Annotated in this window: 18 protein-coding genes, 1 tRNA gene and 2 pseudogenes; 10 read left to right on the forward strand and 11 right to left on the reverse strand. The window is 61.6% G+C overall.

Annotated features, from left to right (window positions below; translation table 11 throughout):
- Positions 1-82: 82 nt before the first annotated feature.
- The 5 genes from AMK02_RS13815 to AMK02_RS13835 all read right to left on the reverse strand — a co-directional run bounded on the left by AMK02_RS13815 (position 83) and on the right by AMK02_RS13835 (position 3,883).
- A complete protein-coding gene (locus AMK02_RS13815) occupies positions 83-379 on the reverse strand; it encodes a hypothetical protein (RefSeq protein WP_064803599.1) in 297 nt (98 codons plus the stop codon).
- Positions 380-508: 129 nt separating this feature from the next.
- Positions 509-584 (reverse strand) — tRNA-Lys (locus AMK02_RS13820).
- A gap of 217 nt (positions 585-801) precedes the next feature.
- A complete protein-coding gene (locus tag AMK02_RS13825; RefSeq protein WP_064803601.1) occupies positions 802-1,713 on the reverse strand; it encodes a PhzF family phenazine biosynthesis protein in 912 nt (303 codons plus the stop codon).
- A gap of 281 nt (positions 1,714-1,994) precedes the next feature.
- Entirely contained in the window at positions 1,995-2,765 is a 771-nt protein-coding gene (locus AMK02_RS13830) for a hypothetical protein (protein ID WP_064803603.1), read from the reverse strand.
- Between the two features lie 8 nt (positions 2,766-2,773).
- A complete protein-coding gene (locus AMK02_RS13835; RefSeq protein ID WP_064803605.1) occupies positions 2,774-3,883 on the reverse strand; it encodes an endonuclease/exonuclease/phosphatase family protein in 1,110 nt (369 codons plus the stop codon).
- A gap of 225 nt (positions 3,884-4,108) precedes the next feature.
- On the opposite strand from AMK02_RS13835, the gene AMK02_RS30140 reads away from it, so the two are divergent.
- Positions 4,109-4,345 (forward strand): DUF4189 domain-containing protein, encoded by a 237-nt coding sequence (locus AMK02_RS30140; protein ID WP_237358354.1) that lies wholly within the window; start codon positions 4,109-4,111, stop codon positions 4,343-4,345.
- Between the two features lie 850 nt (positions 4,346-5,195).
- Here the strand turns inward: AMK02_RS30140 and AMK02_RS13840 are convergent.
- The 4 genes and pseudogenes from AMK02_RS13840 to AMK02_RS13855 all read right to left on the reverse strand — a co-directional run bounded on the left by AMK02_RS13840 (position 5,196) and on the right by AMK02_RS13855 (position 9,767).
- Positions 5,196-6,208 (reverse strand): annotated as a pseudogene (locus AMK02_RS13840) (ABC transporter ATP-binding protein).
- Positions 6,196-7,890, reverse strand: a complete 1,695-nt coding sequence (locus AMK02_RS13845) for an ABC transporter permease (RefSeq protein ID WP_064803607.1) — start codon at positions 7,888-7,890, stop codon at positions 6,196-6,198. The pseudogene AMK02_RS13840 and the gene AMK02_RS13845 overlap by 13 nt, the downstream one beginning before the upstream one ends.
- Positions 7,891-7,897: 7 nt before the next feature.
- Positions 7,898-8,875 carry an ABC transporter substrate-binding protein gene (locus AMK02_RS13850; protein ID WP_064803609.1) on the reverse strand — a complete coding sequence of 326 codons (978 nt, stop codon included), beginning with the start codon at positions 8,873-8,875 and terminating at the stop codon, positions 7,898-7,900.
- Positions 8,876-8,999: 124 nt separating this feature from the next.
- Positions 9,000-9,767 carry an alpha/beta fold hydrolase gene (locus tag AMK02_RS13855; RefSeq protein ID WP_064803611.1) on the reverse strand — a complete coding sequence of 256 codons (768 nt, stop codon included), beginning with the start codon at positions 9,765-9,767 and terminating at the stop codon, positions 9,000-9,002.
- 186 nt (positions 9,768-9,953) lie between these two features.
- On the opposite strand from AMK02_RS13855, the gene AMK02_RS13860 reads away from it, so the two are divergent.
- The 3 genes from AMK02_RS13860 (at position 9,954) to AMK02_RS13870 (ending at position 12,989) form a co-directional block, all read left to right on the forward strand.
- On the forward strand, positions 9,954-10,424 hold the full coding sequence (locus tag AMK02_RS13860) for a MarR family winged helix-turn-helix transcriptional regulator (protein ID WP_064803612.1): 471 nt from the start codon (positions 9,954-9,956) through the stop codon (positions 10,422-10,424).
- A 370-nt stretch (positions 10,425-10,794) separates the two neighbouring features.
- Positions 10,795-11,853 (forward strand): aldo/keto reductase, encoded by a 1,059-nt coding sequence (locus AMK02_RS13865; RefSeq protein WP_064803614.1) that lies wholly within the window; start codon positions 10,795-10,797, stop codon positions 11,851-11,853.
- Positions 11,854-11,945: 92 nt separating this feature from the next.
- Complete coding sequence (locus tag AMK02_RS13870; RefSeq protein ID WP_064803615.1) at positions 11,946-12,989, forward strand: DUF2278 family protein; 1,044 nt, start codon at positions 11,946-11,948, stop codon at positions 12,987-12,989.
- A gap of 335 nt (positions 12,990-13,324) precedes the next feature.
- On the opposite strand, the gene AMK02_RS13875 is transcribed toward AMK02_RS13870, so the two are convergent.
- Positions 13,325-14,545 carry an aminotransferase-like domain-containing protein gene (locus tag AMK02_RS13875; RefSeq protein ID WP_064803617.1) on the reverse strand — a complete coding sequence of 407 codons (1,221 nt, stop codon included), beginning with the start codon at positions 14,543-14,545 and terminating at the stop codon, positions 13,325-13,327.
- A gap of 329 nt (positions 14,546-14,874) precedes the next feature.
- On the opposite strand from AMK02_RS13875, the gene AMK02_RS13880 reads away from it, so the two are divergent.
- Positions 14,875-15,975, forward strand: a complete 1,101-nt coding sequence (locus tag AMK02_RS13880) for a branched-chain amino acid aminotransferase (RefSeq protein ID WP_064803619.1) — start codon at positions 14,875-14,877, stop codon at positions 15,973-15,975.
- Positions 15,976-15,978: 3 nt separating this feature from the next.
- On the opposite strand, the gene AMK02_RS31745 is transcribed toward AMK02_RS13880, so the two are convergent.
- Complete coding sequence (locus AMK02_RS31745; protein WP_064816676.1) at positions 15,979-16,194, reverse strand: hypothetical protein; 216 nt, start codon at positions 16,192-16,194, stop codon at positions 15,979-15,981.
- Positions 16,195-16,305: 111 nt separating this feature from the next.
- On the opposite strand from AMK02_RS31745, the gene AMK02_RS13890 reads away from it, so the two are divergent.
- The 5 genes and pseudogenes from AMK02_RS13890 (at position 16,306) to AMK02_RS13905 (ending at position 19,740) form a co-directional block, all read left to right on the forward strand.
- Positions 16,306-16,557 carry a ribbon-helix-helix domain-containing protein gene (locus AMK02_RS13890; protein WP_064803623.1) on the forward strand — a complete coding sequence of 84 codons (252 nt, stop codon included), beginning with the start codon at positions 16,306-16,308 and terminating at the stop codon, positions 16,555-16,557.
- Positions 16,541-16,747 (forward strand): annotated as a pseudogene (locus AMK02_RS30150) (type II toxin-antitoxin system RelE/ParE family toxin); the annotation flags it as partial. The gene AMK02_RS13890 and the pseudogene AMK02_RS30150, both read left to right, overlap by 17 nt.
- Before the next feature lie 120 nt (positions 16,748-16,867).
- Positions 16,868-17,455, forward strand: a complete 588-nt coding sequence (locus AMK02_RS13895; RefSeq protein WP_064806230.1) for a class I SAM-dependent DNA methyltransferase — start codon at positions 16,868-16,870, stop codon at positions 17,453-17,455.
- 276 nt (positions 17,456-17,731) lie between these two features.
- Positions 17,732-18,169, forward strand: a complete 438-nt coding sequence (locus tag AMK02_RS13900) for a DUF2231 domain-containing protein (protein ID WP_064803625.1) — start codon at positions 17,732-17,734, stop codon at positions 18,167-18,169.
- On the forward strand, positions 18,169-19,740 hold the full coding sequence (locus AMK02_RS13905) for a PQQ-dependent sugar dehydrogenase (RefSeq protein ID WP_064803627.1): 1,572 nt from the start codon (positions 18,169-18,171) through the stop codon (positions 19,738-19,740). The genes AMK02_RS13900 and AMK02_RS13905 overlap by 1 nt, the downstream gene beginning before the upstream one ends.
- Positions 19,741-19,770: the final 30 nt, after the last annotated feature.

A 19,770-nucleotide genomic window follows, 5' to 3' on the forward strand; every position in this document is an offset into this window, starting at 1 on the left:
CTGGATGCGAGAGCGTGATGGCGGCAAAATAACGAGAGCGGTTTCGGATGATATCCTACGCAACTGAAAACGAATTCTGATTTCAGGGAAAATTATAGGGCGACGCCGGGTCGAACACGCAGGCATAGTCCAGAACGCAAGCCCTCCCTTCGGCATCGCGAACGCTTGCGGTACTGCGCTTGTCGCCCATGCCGCATTGCGCCGGCAGGTAGCGGAAGCTGCGGCCGCCGAGGCCGACACGGACAAAGACCTTCTCGTTCTGTCGGATGATCTGCGCAAGCTCGCTGCAGCTGTGGTCCCCCGCTCTGACCTCGATTGCGCTGGCGGCAAAGGCCGGCAGCGGCAAGGATAAAGCCACGACGAATATGACGGTTCTCATGGACCACTCCCGTTAACGAGGGTGAGATATGATGCGCAGGTCGACGCAGCCAGTCATGCCGAGACTTGCCCGCTGGCCTCGAAACGAGACCATGCGCTGACGCAATTCAATCAATCTTATCAAGAGATTTGGTGGGTGATGTAGGGCTCGAACCTACGACCCGCTGATTAAGAGTCAGCTGCTCTACCAACTGAGCTAATCACCCGTTCGCGCTTGGCTGCGCGGTGTGACGGGGCGTATAAACAGGATCGGCAGGCTTGTCTAGCGCATCAACGAAAATTCTTTGATTAATCTCAAAGATTTTTCCGCAGCGCCGAAATGCGGCGCAAATCCTGGAAATCGGAATCGATCTTCGAGAGGGATGACGCGCCAATTCAAGATGATAGAGCGTCCCACCTGCCGGAGCGCGGCGCTCGCGTAACTCAAAGATCGAGTGTGCCACTCGCCAGCCGCACCGCTTGGCCGCCGATCCGTGCGTTGGAAATCGTTCCGCCTTCGACATCGATATGCAGGTGGATGAAGGATGGACGGCCCATCTCGACGCCCTGCTCGATCATGATCGGGTGGTGCCCGTCCGTCAGCCGGTCAAAATGGCGGATTGCGCCGGAGAGCGCGGCCGCCGCCGCGCCGGTGGCCGGATCCTCGACTATGCCCATACCGCTGGCAAACATGCGCGCATGGAACTTTGCCACGTGGTTCACGCCGCCGCGGCAATAGACATAGGCCGAGGCAAGCGCGCCATCGGCGAAGGGCACGATCTTTTCCCAAAGCTGCGGATCGAATTCCACCCGTTGCGCCGTGCCGACATCGTGCACCGGAATGAGCAGAAACGGGACACCGGCGCTCCAGACCGAGGGGACGTGATTTTCGAAGCCGATTTCGGTGACCTTCAACGACAGCGCATCGGCAATACCGAGCTTGTCGAGCGGCATGACCGCCTGCTGCGATTTTCGCGGCAGGTCAAATTCGGCAAAACTCGCCTCACCTTCTCGCAGCCGCACCGCGCACCGCACCGGCCCGACATTTTCCTCGAGCACCGTAACGAGATCGAGCGCCGCTGCGCCGTGAGCCCGCTCGGCCAGCGCCACCGCCGTGCCGACAGTGGGATGACCGGCAAAGGGCAATTCGCGGCCCGGCGTAAAGATTCTGAGCTTCGCCGCGTAGGCAGGATTGGTCGAAGGCTGCACGAAAACCGTTTCGGAGAGATTGATCTCCCGGGTGATCGCCTGCATCGCCTCGTCGCTGAGATTGTCGCCGTCGAAAACCACCGCCAGCGGATTACCCGCAAGCTTTCGATCGGTGAACACGTCATAGACGCTGTAGCTTCGCGCCACATCGGCCTCCTTGAATCGATCGTCCCGCCGCCAACCTGCCCGACCATGCGACCGAGTGCAAGGCGCTAACTCGGGTAAGAACAACCCGTCTCAGGCACGAGACGTCGGCACTCGGCAATTTGCACGGGATCGTTAATGAAAATCGATTTTTTCTCGGAAGCGCTTGACGGGTGTGGTACCCCCTCTGCCCTGCCGGGCATCTCCCCCACAGGTGGGGAGATTGGCTGGGCGCACTGGTTTCCCCAAACAATAGGACGAGGTCGGCCCCCGATTGCCGCGCCCTATGCGCCCCTCTTCCCGAAATACCAGTCAATCACCGGCAGCATGGCGATATTATACGGATACGCGTTCCGGTCAGCCGAACGGATCGCCACCGCACCCGCGATCTCCTTGTCTTCGGCAACCAGCATGTGGGCCTCGATCCGCTCGACCATCTCGTCGGCCGTCAGGTCGAAGCGGAACAGCCTAAGCAACGTCACCGTACGCCTGGCGTGGCTGGCGAAGAGACCCTGCCCCGCCACCGAATCGGAAAGATCGAGGCCGGTTTCCTCGTGGACCTCGCGGCGCATGTTGGCCTCGATGTCACAGCGCCCGTCGAAGATATCCTCCGGTTCCAGCGAGCCGGCGGCGAAATAGACCTGGCCGGGATTGGCGGTGTGCGCACCCATGCGGATCGCCACCAGCGCGCCGTCGGAGCTTTCGAGCACGGGATAGGCGAAGATGTGCAGCCCGCCTTGGCGCTGCGGCTGACGGCGCCAGTACATGAAGGCGGAAAAAGGCGTGACGTAGCCCTCACCTGAAATTCCCTCCTCGCCAAGCGACAGCCGCTGCTGGAAGATCAGGCGCCCGTCGAAGAGCGCCGGATTGGCGGCGATCTCCCTCACCCAGTTCTCGCGGATCGCCGTTTCCTCTGCGGCGACGAAAGGATGCGTGCCGGGCAGGATGCGGAGATCAACGCCGGCGATGGGGAAGACCGTGCTCTCCGGCGGCCAGCCGGCGAAATCACCGGGAAAATCAGTGTTCGGAAAACTTCTGCTCAAATTCGTTTTCATGGTCGCTTTCAGGGGAGATCCAGTGTCATGACGACGGGGCAATGGTCGGAGGCCTTCGGCCGGTCCCAGCCGGTACGGGGATAACGCTCCACCTCCTGCCCCGGCGGAAAGATGGTGCGGTAGGGTTGGCCGCTGCGGATGATCTCAGGCACGCGGCCGGCATTATGGGCGGCAAGTGCGGGCGAAAGCCAGATATAATCGAGCTGGCAAAGGTGCTGCTCCTGCGGCCCGCGCGCATGATAGAGCGTCCAGCGGTCGAGGGGCTGACGACGGCGTACGACATTTTCAGCAAAGCTGTCATGGCTGAAGACGTCGAGCGCGCTTTCGGTCTCCACCTGATGCTCGAAATGATAACCGGCGCCACGCCGCCCAACGACGTCGACGCGCTCCTGATAGTCGTTCATGTCGCCGCTGATGGCAAAGCTCTTCGAAGCTGTATGGCCGGCGCCGAAGCGGTCCTCGATGATGCGACGCACGGCGCGCGCCTCGGCGCGACGGAGCGGCAGTGTCGATTGCCGCCCGTCCAGCCCATCGCGCGGATTGCCCATTGACTTGAAATGCACGACATAGAGCGAGAAAGGCCTGCCGCCGATCAGGAGGTCGAGCTCCAGGCAGTCGCGCTTGAAGATCTTGTCGTCGATACGGTTGGTAAGCGCCAGTTCCTCGTCGAAGAGATCGAAATCTCGATAGGTCGTCATCGCATGGCTTCTGATATCCTTGAGCTCAATCTTCTGGCCGTCGCGCGTTTCCTCGCGCATCAAGACGGCGACATCGATGCCGCGGCTGTCATTGCCCTCAACCAGGAATTTCTGCCGATAGCCGTTTCCGACCATGCGGAAGAGATAGCCGTATTCGAACGCCTGAAGAGCGGCCATGTTGTCGATTTCCTGCAGGCAGAGAATATCGGCGTCGGCATCCGCGATCGCCAGCGCCGTCATCTGCCTCGTATCATCGGTGGCGGCGATCACCCGCGCCTGCTCGAGCTGCTGATAAACGCCCTCGCTGTTCACCTCGAAAAGCTTGATGACGCGGTCCTGGCGCAGCTGGTTGCGGAAGCCGGTGAAATCGAAACGGGTCAGCAGGTTTTCGACGTTGAAGGTGGCGAGGCGAAGCGGCATGGAATGAGTCCGGTTGAAGGCGCTACCTTAACCAGCAGAAGCGGCAGGAAAAGATGGCGAGGCCAAGAAAAGTGCGGACAGCCGAGGCTTTTGGAGCCGAAAGCGGCCAACTGCAACTTGGATGGCTGACATTCTCCCACTGGCCTCTGATCGTTTGCCGCGGACGGCTATTGCCAATTCGCACGCGGGGCATTTCATGAAACGAATTCTGCATCGCTTGCAGTTCTGGCGCTCCTTGCCGACGCCGGCCCGGCGCTCGCCGACACCTATGGCGCCGTCGCCTATTCGCCGTCATCAGGCACCACCGGCTGGCCCCATGCCTATGGCAACAGAGGCGCCGCCGAAACCGTCGCGAGGCGCAATTGCGACGACAGCGCAAATGACTGCCGCATCACCATCTGGTTCCGCAACGGCTGCGGTGTGGCCGCCGTCGGCTATCGCGGCGGCTGGGGCTCCGGCTAGGGTTACGACCGCCGCGAAGCCGAGCGCCAAGCGATCGGCAGCTGCAGCAGGCAGACCGGCGGCTGCCGCATCATCCGCTGGCAGTGCTCGGGCGGAGAATAAGCCGACGTGGCCTGAAAACGACCCCCATCGGTCCGCGCACCGTGGCGGGTAGCAGCAATGTCATGTGCAGCAGTCTTTAATATGGCCCATGCTTCGGGGGGCTCTTAACCGCTTGTTCTGACTCTACTGTAAATCGCACCCACCATAATGAGACTTCGTGTCGCCCTTTTCCGTAATCGAAATAATCCACCGGTAGACCAGCCGCGAGCTTAGCATCCGCCTCGGCCTTTCGTTCCGCCATGCATGAGTTATCGAGCATTGAAGCGACTTTTTCCGGATCTTTGTTTGAAACAAGATACGATTTTGTGGACCGCTCCAAGCACTTGCCCAATGCCCCCGCGGCTGACCCGACGCGACGTATCTCCGGGGTGTCATAGGGTGAAGTAGCACACGACGCTAGAGCCGTTACAATACTCAGAATAATGCCCGTATATCGCAATCTTATCCCCCGCTCACATTGAAATTGAATCTCAGCGTTGCCTCGCTGCCACTGGAGCCTATGTTTCAACACCCGCCATCGAAGGCCATCGCTCAAGACCGTGCCATCATCCGCAGCTCCAAAGTGGATCTTGAATCAGCTTCGACCTGCGCCGTTACTTCGCAATCGATTCATCGATCGCAGGATCTGCTCTAGTTCGAAGCTGGAAAATATTCAACCAGTTGGCGATTCGAAAGAAAATCCTAGGAACTTTCAACCCTATATTGTCGAGCTTCGACCGTATCACCGCAGAAGCAAAGCCTTCCTTCATCACAGCCGCCAGCCGGCGCGGATGACGATGCGCACCGTCTCGCCGGTCTCGACGGCGACGCGGCTATAGGCGCGCAGCGTCTGGCCGTTGCCGAGCGTGAGTTTGACGGCGTAGCGCTCGCCCTCGAAAAGCACGGTTTTGACGATCGCGTGAGCGCCCTCGCCGCCGATGATCACATCCTCCGGCCGCACCAGGCGCCATCGGTATTGGCCGCCTGCAGCGCATCCTGCAGCTCGTCCCACTCCAGATGGCGTTCGCCGCCCATCACAGGCAGCGTCAGGATCGCCCCACGCCCGATCAGCCCGCCGACGATGCGCCCTTCCGGCCAGGCATAGATCTCGGCGGGCGGCGCCACCTGCAGCAGGCGGCCTTCCGACATGACGGCGACGTCGGTTGCGAGCGCCATCGCCTCGCTCTGGTCGTGGGTGACGTAGATCATCGTTGCACCCGAGCGCTGATGGAACTCGCGGAAGGTTTCCTCCATCTCCTGCTTCAGGTGCCGGTCGAGATTGGCAAGCGGCTCGTCGAGCAGCACGACGTCGGGCGAAGTCACCAGGCAGCGGGCGAGCGCCACGCGCTGGCGCTGGCCGCCGGAGAGATCGGCCGGCCGCCGCCCGGCATAGTCGGCGAGCCGGACGGTGGAAAGCGCCTCGCTGACCTTTGCCCGGTAGGCCGCGCCCGAGATGCCGCGAACCTTGAGGGGATAACCGACATTATCGGCAACGCTCATATGCGGCCAGAGCGCATAGGACTGGAAGACCATCGCCATGTTGCGCTTCTCGGGCGGCAGCGACTGGGCGGCATCGGCCAGCAGCCGCTCGCCGAGGTGGATCGAGCCGTCCGAGGGCGTCTCGAAACCGGCGATCATCCGCAGCACCGTCGTTTTGCCGCAGCCGGAAGGCCCGAGCAGGGCGAGGAAACCGCCTTCGCGCACATCGAGCGAAAAGCCGCTGACAGCGGCGCGCCCGGTGCCGAAATCCTTGGCGACACGATTGAGGATCAGTTTCGCCATGGGACCACCCCTTTCGGCAGGCGTTTCGCCAGGAATTCCAAGAGCAGCATCAGGACGACGACCATGAGGACGACGAGCACCGAGAGCGCCGAGGCAAGGTCGGAACTGCCGCTGTCGTCGAGATTGTAGATGGCGACCCCGAGCGTCTGGGTGCCGGCCGACCAGAGCAGTGCGGAGATCGTCAGCTCGTTACAGGCGATGAGGAAGACGAGGATGACCGATGCGCCGGCGGCGGGCGAGATCAGCGGCACGACGATATCGCAAAGCCTGCGGAAGAAGCCGGCGCCGGAAAGCCGTGCCGCCTCCTCCAGCGTCGGATCGAGCTGGTGGAAGGCGCTGACGAGGGGTTTCAGGCTAACGGCGAAGAAGGAGGAGAAATAGGCGATCAGGATGATCCAGATCGTGCCGTAGAGCGAGACGTTGAGGACCGGGATCGGTGCGGCGAAAACCAGGATGAAGGCCACCGCCATGATGATGCCTGGCAGCGAATAGGGTATCTCGATCAGGCTAGCGACGATGCGGGAAACGGTATCTCTCCGTCGCGTCAGCGCATAGGCCGCAAGCACCGTCACGACAAGGAGACCAAGCGCCGTAGCGCCGGCAAGCGACAGTGAATTGATAAAGGCCGTGCGCGTCACCGCCTGCCGGAACAGGATCTCCTGAAAAGCATGCAGCGACATGGTCTTGAAGGTGAGCGGCACGCCATAGGCCGGCACCAGCGCGCCGGCGACGAGCGCGAAGAAGGGTGCTGCGAGCATGAAGAACAGGATGGCCCAGAGAAGCGGCGTAGCAAGGAAGCGCCAGGCGCCGAGCTGGAAAGCGGCACTTGCCCCTGAGAGGCCGATGACACGATAGTCCCGGCCTCTGAGCGCGCGGTCCTGGATCATCAGCCCTGCGACCGAGATCATCGCAATGACGCCCGAGAGCACGGCGACATCTCCGAAGGTGCGGCTGGTGAAAGCTGAGAATTTGGTGAAGATGAGCGTCGGCAGCGTGTAGATCGAGGCGGGGATGCCGAGAATGGCGGGGATGCCGAAATTGCCGGTGCAGGAAACGAAGGAGATCGCCGCCCCGGCGGTAATGCCGGGCAGAGAAAGCGGCAGGATGATATCGCGGAATACCCTGAGACTTGAGGCGCCGGAAAGCCGTGCTGCCTCCACGCCGTCACGCGGCAGCGTCATCAGCCCTGCCCTGAGCGCGAGATAGACCAGCGGCGCATGCTGCACGCCATAGAGCAGGACGATGCCGCCCACGGAATAAAGCGGCTGCGGCGAGCCCAGCGGCGGCGCAAGCGAGAGCGCCTTCAACAGCGGGCTCGACGGTCCCGACATCTGCACCCAGGCGAGCGCGGTCACCTGCGGCGGGATCATCATCGGCAGCACGAAGAAAAAGCTGAGCGGCCCCTTGCCGGGAAGATCGGTCAGCGTCAGCAGGAAGGCGAAGAGGCAGCCGATGGCAAGCGAGATGATCGTGCCCAAAACCGCGGTGACGAGGGTGTAACAGGTGGCCTGCCAGAGCGACGGCTCGCTCAGCACATCGACGACACCGCCGCTGGCGAAGGCCGTTATCCCGACCATGGCGAGACGGGCGAGCGGCAGCACGCTGAGGATAAGAACGATGCTGACGATAAAAGGAAACAGCCAGGTGGGCTGGCTGTTTCCTGGTCTTGCATGTCCCTGCATGAAAGGATCAGTTCGAGCCGTAAATGCCCGAGAAGGACTTCAGATCCTGGTCGGTATTCTTGAGCGCTTCGGCAGCCTTGATCGGCAGGACCTTGATGGCATCACGCGCCGGGAAACCTTCCGGCAGCTTCATGCCGTTGCGGGCCGGGATGTACCCGAGCTTCAGGAAGCCTTCCTGGCCCTTTTCCGAGAGCACGTAATCGACGAACTTCTTAGCGGCCTCGGCATTCTTGGTGCTGGCGAGAATGCCGACCGGCTCGGTCACGGCCGAAACGCCTTCGCTCGGGAAGACGAACTCGACGGGCGCGCCCTTGGTCTTCTCGCGGATCGGCAGGTAATCGACGACCATGCCGTAAGCCTTCTCGCCCGAAGCAACCGACTTCAGGACGGCGCCGTTGCCACCGGCCGCGATCGCGCCGTTTTCGGCAAGCGCCTTGTAGAAGTCCCAACCGAGGCCGGGAACGGCGGCCAGCGTCTGTGCGTGGATGAGCGCGGCGCCCGAAGTGAGCGGGCTCGGCATGGTGACGAGGCCCTTGGCTTCCGGCTTGGTCAGGTCCTTCCAGCTCGTCGGCTTCATCGTGGCTGAGGTGTTGTACATGATGCCGGTGGTGATCAGCTTGGTCGAATAATAGTAGCCGTCAGCGTCATAGAGGCTGGCATCGTACCCTGCGGCTTCCGGCGACTTATAGGCCAGCAGCTTGCCGTCTTCCTTGAGCCGCTCCAGCGTCACCATGTCCGCGATGAGGAGGATGTCGGCGACCGGATTGCCGGCCTGGATCTCGGCCTGCAGCTTGGCGATGATCTTCGGCGTGCCGTCGCGCACCCAGTCGACCTTAATATCGGGATTTGCGGCCATGAAGCCATCGACCGTCGCCTGCGCGTCTTCGTTCGGCTGGCTGGTGTAGAGAACGAGGTTTGCGGCCGAAGCCGGAATGGCAAGGAAGCTCGCGGCGAGAAGAGCTGCGGCGGAAACGATCGTCTTCATGGGAGGGGTCCTCGGGAATTGCGTCACCCTCCCTTATTAGGGGTCGTTGACAGAGATGTGACAAGGCGCAGCGGCTGCGCTACGCCTTGAAACCACTGCATTGCCGTCGCCTTTCCGAGAGACGTTACTTCGCGGCCTCTTCGATGAGCTCCGCCACCTTCTGGGGCTGTGAAACCATCACGACGTGGGACGCGCCCTCGACCACGACGGTCCGCTTCGACCCTGCTCTCTCGGCCATGAAGCCAAGGGCTGCGGCCGGAATGTTCTTGTCGCCGGTGCCATAGACAAACCATGACGGCAGCTTCTTCCAGGCGGGCTCACCGGATTTTTCGGTCAGGGCTGCTTCCGTGACCGGTCGCTGGGCCGCCGCCATCAGGGCAGCCTGTTCGGCCGGCACGTCGCTGGCGAACTGGTCATGGAACTTGGCTTGATCGATAGAGAGATCGACGCCGCCTGCGCTGAGTTTCACCGGAGCCGCAAGCGCTCCGCTCAGCGTGCCGCCGGGAAACTTGCCGGCGAGATCGGCAACCGATTCCCCGGCATCCGGCGCGAAGGCGGCGACATAGACCAGGGACTTGACGTTGTCATGGCCGTTCGCGGCGGTCGAGATCACCTGCCCTCCATAGGAATGGCCGACCAAGACGACGGGGCCGGCAATGCTGCCGACGACATCGGACACATAGGCGGCGTCGCCCGATACGCTGCGCAGCGGATTGGCGGCAGCAACGACCGAGAAACCGTCCTTACGCAGGATCTCGACGATGCCGTTCCAGCTGGAGGAATCGGCAAAGGCGCCGTGAACGAGGACGACGGTCGGTTTGGCCGGCTGAGCGACGGCAGCACCGGAAAGAAGAGCGCCCGCCAGGGCGGCCACAGCAGCAAACTTGAACATGGGGCATTTCCTTTCGTCGTTGAGTTTCAATGGGAGCCGAACCGGGAGCCACAAGCTGCATTCCCTTCGACATGTTGTTTGCAAGCGATTTCTTTGTGCGAGATCTAAATAGAGGACGAGACGCCGAGCGTCAATAGCTTGCAAATAGATCGCGCACAAATTATATTGAGGTGAGAGGAGAGTGTGATGAAAGACACCCCAACGAATGATCTCGCCGACGTGCCGAAAGTCGATGAAATGCTTTGCTTTTCAATCTATTCGGCAGGCCACGCCTTCAACCAACTTTACCGCCCACTGCTCGACGAATTGGATCTGACCTACCCGCAATTCCTCGTCATGACAGCCTTATGGGCGCGTGACGACCGCACGGTGAAGGATCTCGGCGAGACGCTTTTCCTTGATTCCAGCACCCTCACCCCGCTCTTGAAGCGGCTGGAAAATGTCGGTCTCGTCACCCGCAACCGCAATCCCGCCGACGAGCGCCAGGTGCTTCTGCGCCTGACGCAGAAGGGGCAGGCCCTCAAGAGTCGCGCCACCCACGTGTTCGATTGCATCGGCAAAGCTGTCGGTCTCGACGTCGAGACCGTCGGCAGGATTCGCGATACGATCGCTTCGCTCCGCGATAATATTCACAAGAAGGACAAGGAAGCGAGCTGACGCGAGGCGTCCCTCACCGCGTCGTCAATCCTGCTACATCGGATCTCCTGGCGTTCGTCGAAGCCAACCGGTTGATTATTCTCGCGCGGCAGCAACGGAACGTAAGGCTTTCATCGTGAGGCCCTGCGTCCGGCGACCCTCCCCACAAGGGGGAGGGACTAACTTGGGGGCACCCTCTCGCTCCTCCCGAAAGACCAAAGATTTTGCGGGTGCGGCAGTTTAAGCCCCTCCCCCTTGTGGGTGGGTGGGGCGGGGTCTTTAACCGGACAGCATCAGGCATGAGCGGTTTTCACCCAAGCATAAACCTGCTCTTGCCATTCCCCCGCTATGCGTTACGTCAATCGCATTTCGATGACGAGGAGGAGTTTCAATGGAATATCGTCTGCTCGGCCGTTCCGGCCTGAAGATTTCGACTTTGACCATGGGCACGATGACCTTCGGCGGCGTCGGCTGGGCGAAGATGGTCGGCGATCTCGGCGTCTCCGAGGCGAAGAAGATGATCGACATCTGCATCGATGCCGGCATCAATCTGATCGACACCGCCAACGTCTATTCCTCAGGCGAATGCGAAAACATCATCGGCGAGGCGCTCGCCGGCAAGCGGCCACAGGGCGTGCTGCTCGCCACCAAGGCCCGCTTCGGCATGGGCGACGGCCCGAACGACCGCGGCCTGTCGCGCTACCACCTGATCCGCGAATGCGAGGCGAGCCTGAAGCGCCTGAAGACCGATGTCATCGATCTCTACCAGGTGCATGAATGGGACGGCCAGACACCGCTCGAAGAGACGATGGAAGCACTCGACACGCTGATCCGGCAGGGCAAGGTGCGTTATGTCGGCTGCTCGAACTATTCTGGCTGGCACATCATGAAGGCGCTGGGCATCGCCAAAGAGCACCGCTACCAGCGCTTCGTCAGCCAGCAGATCCACTATACGCTGGAGGCGCGCGACGCCGAATACGAGCTGATGCCGATCGCAATCGACCAGGGCCTCGGCGTGCTGGTCTGGAGCCCGCTTGCCGGCGGCCTGCTTTCCGGCAAGCATCGCCGCAACCAGGCAGCGCCCGAGGGCACACGCCAGTTCGCCGGCTGGACCGAACCGCCGATCCGCGATGAAAACCGCCTCTGGAATATCGTCGAGACGCTGGTCGCGATCGGTGAGGAACGGGGCGTCTCAGCCGCGCAAATTGCCCTCGCCTGGCTGATCGGCCGCAAGGCGGTCACTTCGGTCATCATCGGTGGGCGCACCGAAGCCCAGTTCCGCGACAACATCGCCGCCGCCGAGCTGAAGCTGACGGAGGAGGAACGCAAGCGCCTCGACGCCGTCAGCCTGCCGGCGATGCTCTACCCTTATTGGCACCAGTTGAACACGGCGAGCGACAGGCTCGGCGAAGCCGACCTCGAGCTTTTCGGCCCGCATCTCCAGCCATAGCCCCGAGGCATTGCACGGCGGAGGATACACGTCACAAAAGATGCACTTTATCAGTGCTAGCATGAGATCCCGCCACCGCCAGGGAGGTTCTCATGCTGAAGAATTACAAGGTCCTGAAGGGTACGGCGAGCGCGCTTGCCCTCGATGACGACAACGATCCCCATATCGAAATCCGCATCGAGGCGGCAGGCGTCAGCTACCGCATCGCGCTCAATGTCCGCTCGAAGACGTCGCCGCACGACCTGCTCTACGCCAATATCGTCGATTTCAAGCACCAGGCGCTGACGGAGGCGCTCGAAGCCCTGCCGATGGGCCTGACCGACATTCGCAAGAACCGCCCGGAGCTTGCGATCGATTACGTCCGCGGCGGGCTGGTCGAGCGAGAGGATATGGATGTCGCGCCCTTCCAGCTCTCCGGCCCGAAGAACGATCTGCGCGAGTTCATCGAGCCGATCGTCGAGGAAGGCATTGCCGATCCCGATATCCACTTCTATGCCTTCGGCGAGGCCTGGGGGCCTGAGAACAACAAGCCTGACGAATATTTCCACTTCGAGCCGGGCAACGGCATCCATGACATCCACATGAACCAGGGCGACAATGGCGGCTTCAAGGCCACCAACGGGCCGAACCAGGACGGCGCGCTGCTCGTCCATTTCACCGACACCGACGAATGGGCGGCGATCTTCCTTTGCTTCCAGTCACAGAACTGGAACACTGATGCGGCGACCGGCTATCCGGTGGCCGAGGATCGCGGCGGCCAGGGCCGTGGCCAAGGCACCCGCCGGCCGCAGCCGGTCGTCGCCTCGTCGCTGCGCATCATCGCGGCGCTGATCAACCCGGTGAACGGCGAAGGCGGCATCGAGAATGAGACGGTGACGATCATCAACCGCTCCGACATATCCGTCTCGCTCGATGGCTGGAAGCTGGAGGACGAAAACGGCCGGATGCAGACCCTGTCGGGAACGCTTGCCGCAGGCGAACTGCGCACCATAGCACTCAACGCTGCCGCCGGCGGCCCGCAGCTCGCCAACCGCGGCGGTGACATCATCCTGCGCAACACCGACGGAGCAGTCGCCGACCGCGTCGGCTACGGCAAGAGCGAGACCGCGAACGAGGGGTGGACCACGATTTTTTGATTGGCGTTCTGCTTGGTTGATTTCCCAAGACGGTGGTGATGGAAGGATAACGCTTACCCTCTCTCTGAGAGAGGATGGCGGAAGTACTTCTCTCGCCTCCCTCATTCCTGTGCTCGTCACAGGAATGAGGATGAGAGGACGTGCCGTGCAGCCCCCTCATCCGGCTGCCGCCACCTTCTCCCCGCCGGGGAGAAGGGGTTGTGGCACCGTCTCGCGCTCATCCCCGCTATGGAAAAGAGGAGCGAGCGGCTTGCTCCCTCCCTTCTCCCCAGCGGGGAGAAGGTGGCCTGAAGGGTCGGATGAGGGGGCTGCACGGCAGAGCGCCTCTCAAGCAGTCACCCGCCAATCTCATCCGAGATCAGCTTGCCCAACCGGCCGATTCCATCCTCGATCATCTGCTCATTGGCGCAGGAGAAGCTGACGCGGAATGTGTTGGCGCCGGAGCCGTCGGCGAAGAAGGCTTTGCCGGGCACGAAGGCGACCTTGCCGGTTTCGAGCGATTTCGCCAGCAGCTTGGCGCCGTCCATGCCCTCCGGCAGCGTGATCCAGATGAACATGCCGCCTTCCGGCTTCGTCCAGCTGGTGCCCTTGGGCATGTATTTCTCGAGCGCCGCCAGCATGCAGTCGCGGCGATGGCTGTAGACCGCTTTGATCTTGGCGACCTGTTTGTCGAAACCGCGCACGGCGACATCCGATATCGCCATCTGGTTGATCGTCGAGGAATGCAGGTCGGCCGCCTGCTTCATCAGCACCAGCTTGCGAATGACGGGCGCATTGGCAACGATGAAGCCGACGCGAAGGCCGGGCGCGAGCGTCTTGGAGAAGCTGCCGCAATAGATCGTGCGCGTATCGTTGATATGGCCCTTGTCGGCGATCTCCAGCGCCAGGATCGGCGGGATCGGCTCGCCGTCATAACGCAGCGACTGGTAGGCCGCATCCTCGATGACGGCGATATCGAGTTCTTCGGCAAGCGCCAGCACTTTCTTGCGGCCATCGAGATCGACGGTTTCGCCGGTCGGATTGGAGAAATCTGCGGAGAGATAGGCGAATTTCACCTTGCCGCCGGCAGCGGCCGCGGCAACGCGATAGGACTCGGGCGTCCGGTTGCCGCTCGGCGTCAGCTGGTCATAGGCCGGTTCATAGGCGTTGAAGGCCTGCAGCGCGCCGAGATAGGTCGGCCATGTCACCAGCGCCGTATCATTCGGCGACAGGAAGAGCTTGCCGAGATAATCGAGCCCCTGCTGCGAGCCCGAGACAATGAAGACGTTGTCGAGTCCGCAGGGAACACCGAGCGCATCCATCTGCTCGACCAGCCATTCGCGCAGCGGCTTATAGCCTTCGCTGACCGAATATTGCAGCGCCGAGTTGACGGCCGCACCCGAGAAAATATCGGCATAGGCCCGCTGGAATTCCTCGGCTGGAAACAGCGCCGGATCCGGAATGCCGCCGGCAAAGGAAATGATGTCGGGCTGGTCGAGAAGCTTCAGGAGCTCGCGGATTTCGGATGCGCGCATGCGCGACGAGCGCGACGCAAACATGGTGTCCCAGTTCAGCATGGAAGTTTCCTCGTATTTTCTATATCGCCGACAAACCATGCGGCGGAAATTATGTCAACAATGCTGACCTATTTTCTTGTGATGGTGACAAGTCGGAGATCTTATTTCCAAGGCCTTGGTGCAAAATTCGCGCTGATGTCGCGGATTCACTTGATGGTAACGCTATAGACGATCGACGGCGCTCGATTCCGAATTTGCTGCTCGACGTCGGCCACATCGAGCGATTATTCCTCTGATCAAGCCGAAACCGGCTGCTTCAGACCTTTCCAAGACCGGCTCGGCGGCGGTAGTGTCGCCCCACTATTCAATGTACTATCAAGGTGCCAGCAATGACCGTAACGTCGGCCTCTCCTGAAATCAAAATCGAATTCCACAAGTCCCCCGTCTCTGACGCCGACCGCATCCAGGCACTGGAGGCACCCGGCTTCGGCAAGATTTTCACGGATCACATGATCCTGGCACGATGGACGGCCGACAAGGGCTGGCACGATGCGAAGGTTACGCCCAGGCGGCCCTTGGAGCTCGATCCTGCAAGCGCCGTGCTGCACTACGCTCAGGAAATCTTCGAGGGCATGAAAGCCTACAAGGCAGACGATGGCCGGATTCTGCTCTTTCGGCCTGAAGAGAACGCACGCCGTTTCGCGCAGTCGGCGACCCGCATGGCCATGCCTCCTGTGCCCGAAGAACTCTTCCTGAAGGCGGTCGAAGCACTGGTCCGCGTCGACAAGGCCTGGATTCCGTCCGGCGACGCCAGCCTCTACCTTCGCCCCTTCATGTTCGCCAACGAGGCGTTTCTCGGCGTTCGTCCGGCTCAGGAATATGTCTTCTGCATCATCGCCTCACCGGTCGGCGCCTACTTCAAGGGCGGCGCGAAGGCCGTCTCTCTTTGGGTCGAAACCGAATACACCCGTGCAGCCAACGGCGGCACCGGCGCTGCAAAATGCGGCGGAAACTACGCAGCCAGTCTCGTGGCGCAAGCCGAGGCGTCGAAGAGGGGTTGCGATCAGGTCGTCTTCCTCGACGCCGCGGAGCATCGCTGGGTCGAAGAACTCGGCGGCATGAACGTCTTCTTTGTGATGAACGATGGATCGATGGTGACCCCGCCCCTTGGCGGTACGATCCTGCCGGGCATCACCCGGGCTTCCGTCATCGTGCTCGCAGAAGAAAGGGGCTTGCGCGTGGAGCAGCGTCCCTACTCCTTCGCGGAATGGCAAGAGGATGCCGCCAGCGGCAGGCTCGTCGAAGCCTTCGCTTGCGGCACTGCCGCAGTCCTGGCGGGGATCGGCCTGGTTCGACATGCCGGCGGCGAGTTTCTGGTCGGAGACGGACAGACCGGCAAGCTGACCAGCGAACTGCGCCAGCAGCTCGTCAGTCTACAGAAGGGCGTAACGAACGATGAGCACGGCTGGACGCGCCTCATCCCGGCCTGAACTTCAGACCTTCCACGCGAACGGCGGCGCCAACACCGACATGGTGGCGCCGCTCTCGGTCTCGCCCGCAAAGCCATCGGGCTGGCCGCAGTTCTCAAACTCGCCGCCGCCGATGCGATCATTTACGCGATCGCGAGCGCCACGACGCCGACATCCTGACTTGCGACACGTTTCAAGAATCTCGAACGTGCCGTCCACATCGATAAGAAGACCGACCATCGTGTGACCCAAGCGCTCGACTGCGGGGGGCAACGCTTCTATCACAGGGTGGGGAATGGTAACGGGCATCAGGGACAGCTGAACCGGCACGCACGGACGGCAGCGAATTCAATGGCGAAAATGACGATCTCGCTTCCGGATAATCTGGCGGATTACATCGCGCGCCGTATCGCAAGCGGCAGATGCGACAGCGCCGACGCATTCATGGCGGAGCTGACCGTGAAGGACCAGGACCATCGTAAGCTCGACGACGACGAACTGCTCGAGGTCCTGAGGCAGGCCGAGGAGAGCGGTATCAGCGACCGGCGCATTCCCGATATCCTGCTGGAAACGAAGGTGAAGCTGCGTGACATCAACCTATAGGCTGACCCGAACGGCCGACGCCGTACTGTCAGGCATCGACGAATATGCCAATCTGCATTTCGGCGAGGCGCAAGCGGATGCCTACCTTCTCGACTGGGACAGGATTTTCATACTTCTTTCGCGCGTGCCCTCCATGGGCGACGAGTGCGACGCGCTCGGCACCGGCCTGCGCCTCCTCCTCCATATGCGCCATGTCGCCTTCTACCGGGAAATACCCGACGGCATCCTCGTCATCGACATCATCGGCGCCGACCGGCTTGCCGAAAGACATCTCCAATCCAACCGACGACCCGGACCGGCAGCACCCCCCATGCCCCATGACAGCACCTCCGCCTTCTACGACAATAACGCAGAGATATACGCCAACCGCGCACGCAGCCTGCCGAAACAGAAGCTCGACACTTTCCTTGCCCGACTTGCGCCGGGGGCCGCGATCCTCGAACTTGGCTGCGGCGGCGGCCAGGACAGCGCCTACATGCTCTCTCAAGGTTTCGACGTGACGCCAACCGACGGCTCACCCGAACTCGCGGCACAGGCCGAGGCGCGAATCGGCAGGAAGGTCAGTGTCATGCTGTTTGAGGATCTCAACGCTGAGGCCGCGTTCGACGGCGTCTGGGCCGAAGCGAGCCTCCTTCATGTCCCGAGATCGACCCTGCCCGACATCTTCGCCCGTATCCACCGCGCGCTCAGAACCGGCGGCATCCTCCACGCAAGCTTCAAGTCGGGAGAAGCCGAAGGGCATGATGGCTTCGGGCGCTATTACAACTATCCATCCGCCGATTGGCTGTCGGCCCTTCTGACGGCAGGCGGCTGGCGCAATCTCGCCGTCGAGGAAAGCGATGGTGGCGGATATGACGGCAAGCCGACCCGCTGGCTCATCGTGAGTGCGCAACGATAAAGGTCGGCGCTTCGCCCCCGTGTTCGCCGGCGATCTGGCACCGTCGCACTTTCAGGTGAAACGCCACCCCCTTCGTCATTCCTCTGTCTGTCGCAGGAATGACCGACAGAGGGTAGTGCCCCCACATTGTCATTCCGGTTGTGCAAGGCGAAAGGCGGCCGCAATTCCACGCTTCCGCCGAAGAGGCGATCGACAGACCGGTGCCGCTGTAACGGAACCATCCGCTGCCTCCATGGTTGAATCGCATATCTGCGCTCTTGCCGCTCGGAGCATGCCATGGCTGTACTTTCCCCCACCGATCGAGACGCGACCGCCTATCCGATACAGTCGCTCTTCGTCCCGTTCCCTTTCGTCTGCTTCACGCTTGCGCTCGCGACCGATATCGCCTTCTGGCAGAGCAACAACCTCATGTGGCAGAACTTCTCCGCCTGGCTGTTATGTGCCGGCCTGGTGTTCGGCGTGATTGCGATCCTGGCTGGTTTGATTGACCTTGCGCGGCCCCGCACCCGTCCGCTGCGGGCGGCTTTCCCGTCTGTGCTTCTCTACCTGATCATCCTCGCCCTTGCCTTCCTGAACAGCCTTGTCCATGCCGGCGACGGATGGACTGCCGTGGTTCCTTATGGACTGACGCTCTCGGCCGTTACATCAGCGCTTTGCCTGGTGGCAGCCGCTGTTTCCGCCCGCAAATATGCCAGATTGGCCTGGAGGATATGATGATGAGGTCCCTCATTCTCGGCACCTCGGTTCTATCGCTCTTCCTCGGATTCGGCGCGTCGGCGCAGGAGACCGAATTCGATCTGTCGCAGCAGATCGGCCCGAATCCGGTTCTGCCTGAGCCATCTTCCTCCCTGATATCTGATCTCAAGGTCGCGGAAGTGGTCGGCTGGAAGGAAAGAGAGACGCCTGCCGTTCCCGATGGCTTGAAGATCAGTGCCTATGCGAATGGCCTCGCCAATCCACGCACGGTCCATACCCTGCCAAACGGCGACGTCCTCGTCGTCCAGTCCCGCGGCCCGACCGGCGAACCGACCTCGCGGCCGAAGGATCTCATCCGCGGCTGGATCATGTCGATCGCCCACGGCGGCAGCGGTGAACAGAAAGAGAGCAATATCATTACCCTGCTGCGTGACACCAATCGCGACGGCACCGTCGACGAACGCCATGACCTGCTGAAGAAGCTCGATTCCCCCTTTGGCCTTGCCTGGATAGACAACACGCTTTACGTCGCCACGACGAGCGCCATCCTTGCCTACCCTTACGAACTTGGCCGGAACGAGATTACCGCGCAGCCGAAAATCCTGACGCCGCTTCCCGGCGGCCCGATCAATCATCATTGGACAAAGGATCTGGCCCTCAGCCCCGACGGCCAGACGCTCTATGTCTCGGTCGGATCGAATTCCAACATCGTCGAGAACGGGCTCGAAGCAGAAAAAGGCCGTGCAGCGGTCTGGCAGGTCGACCGGAAGACCGGCGCCGCCCGCGTTTTCGCCTCCGGTCTGCGCAATCCGAACGGTCTCGCCTTCAACCCCGAAACGGGTGCGCTCTGGACTGTCGTCAATGAGCGTGACGAACTCGGCCCGAACCTCGTTCCCGACTATATGACCTCTGTGGAGGACGGCGGCTTCTACGGCTGGCCGTGGAGCTACTACGGCAATCACGTCGACGCTCGCGTTCATCCACCCCGAACCGATATGATCGAAAAGGCAATCCCGCCGGACTACGCCCTGTCCAGCCATGTTGCCGCGCTCGGACTAACCTTCTCGATGAAGTCCGCGCTGCCAGCCGCATACGCCAACGGCGCCTTCATCGGCGAGCACGGCAGCTGGAACCGGAATAGCTTCAATGGCTACAAAGTTGTCTTCGTACCGTTCCAGAATGGCAGGCCATCAGGCAAGGCGCAGGACGTCGTCACAGGCTTTATTCAGGGTGATCAGGCAAAAGGGCGGCCGGTCGGAGTGGGGATCGATGGGACAGGAGCGCTGCTTGTTGCCGATGATGCCGGCAATACCGTTTGGCGCGTCGCTTCATCCGACGGCAAAGTCACGCCGCAGCCAATTGGCACGGACCAGCTGTCGGGGACTCCGCAAGGCTCGACGAATTCGAAAACGGCGCGGACTTTCGATTCGAACCCCGGCGTCGGAACGGAAACGACGAATTCGACCGCCCAAACCCAGGAACATCCGGCCTCGGCCGACGAGCGCTTGACCGGCCAGGAACCACTTTCCGGAGTGCAGGACAAGTTTCAGCCTGTGCAGATGCAGATTGCCCCTGCGACCGGCCCCTAAAGACTTGGTGGAGGCCGAATTCGAAGAAGG

This window comes from Rhizobium sp. N731 (assembly GCF_001664145.1).
In the GTDB taxonomy this organism is placed as follows: domain Bacteria; phylum Pseudomonadota; class Alphaproteobacteria; order Rhizobiales; family Rhizobiaceae; genus Rhizobium; species Rhizobium esperanzae.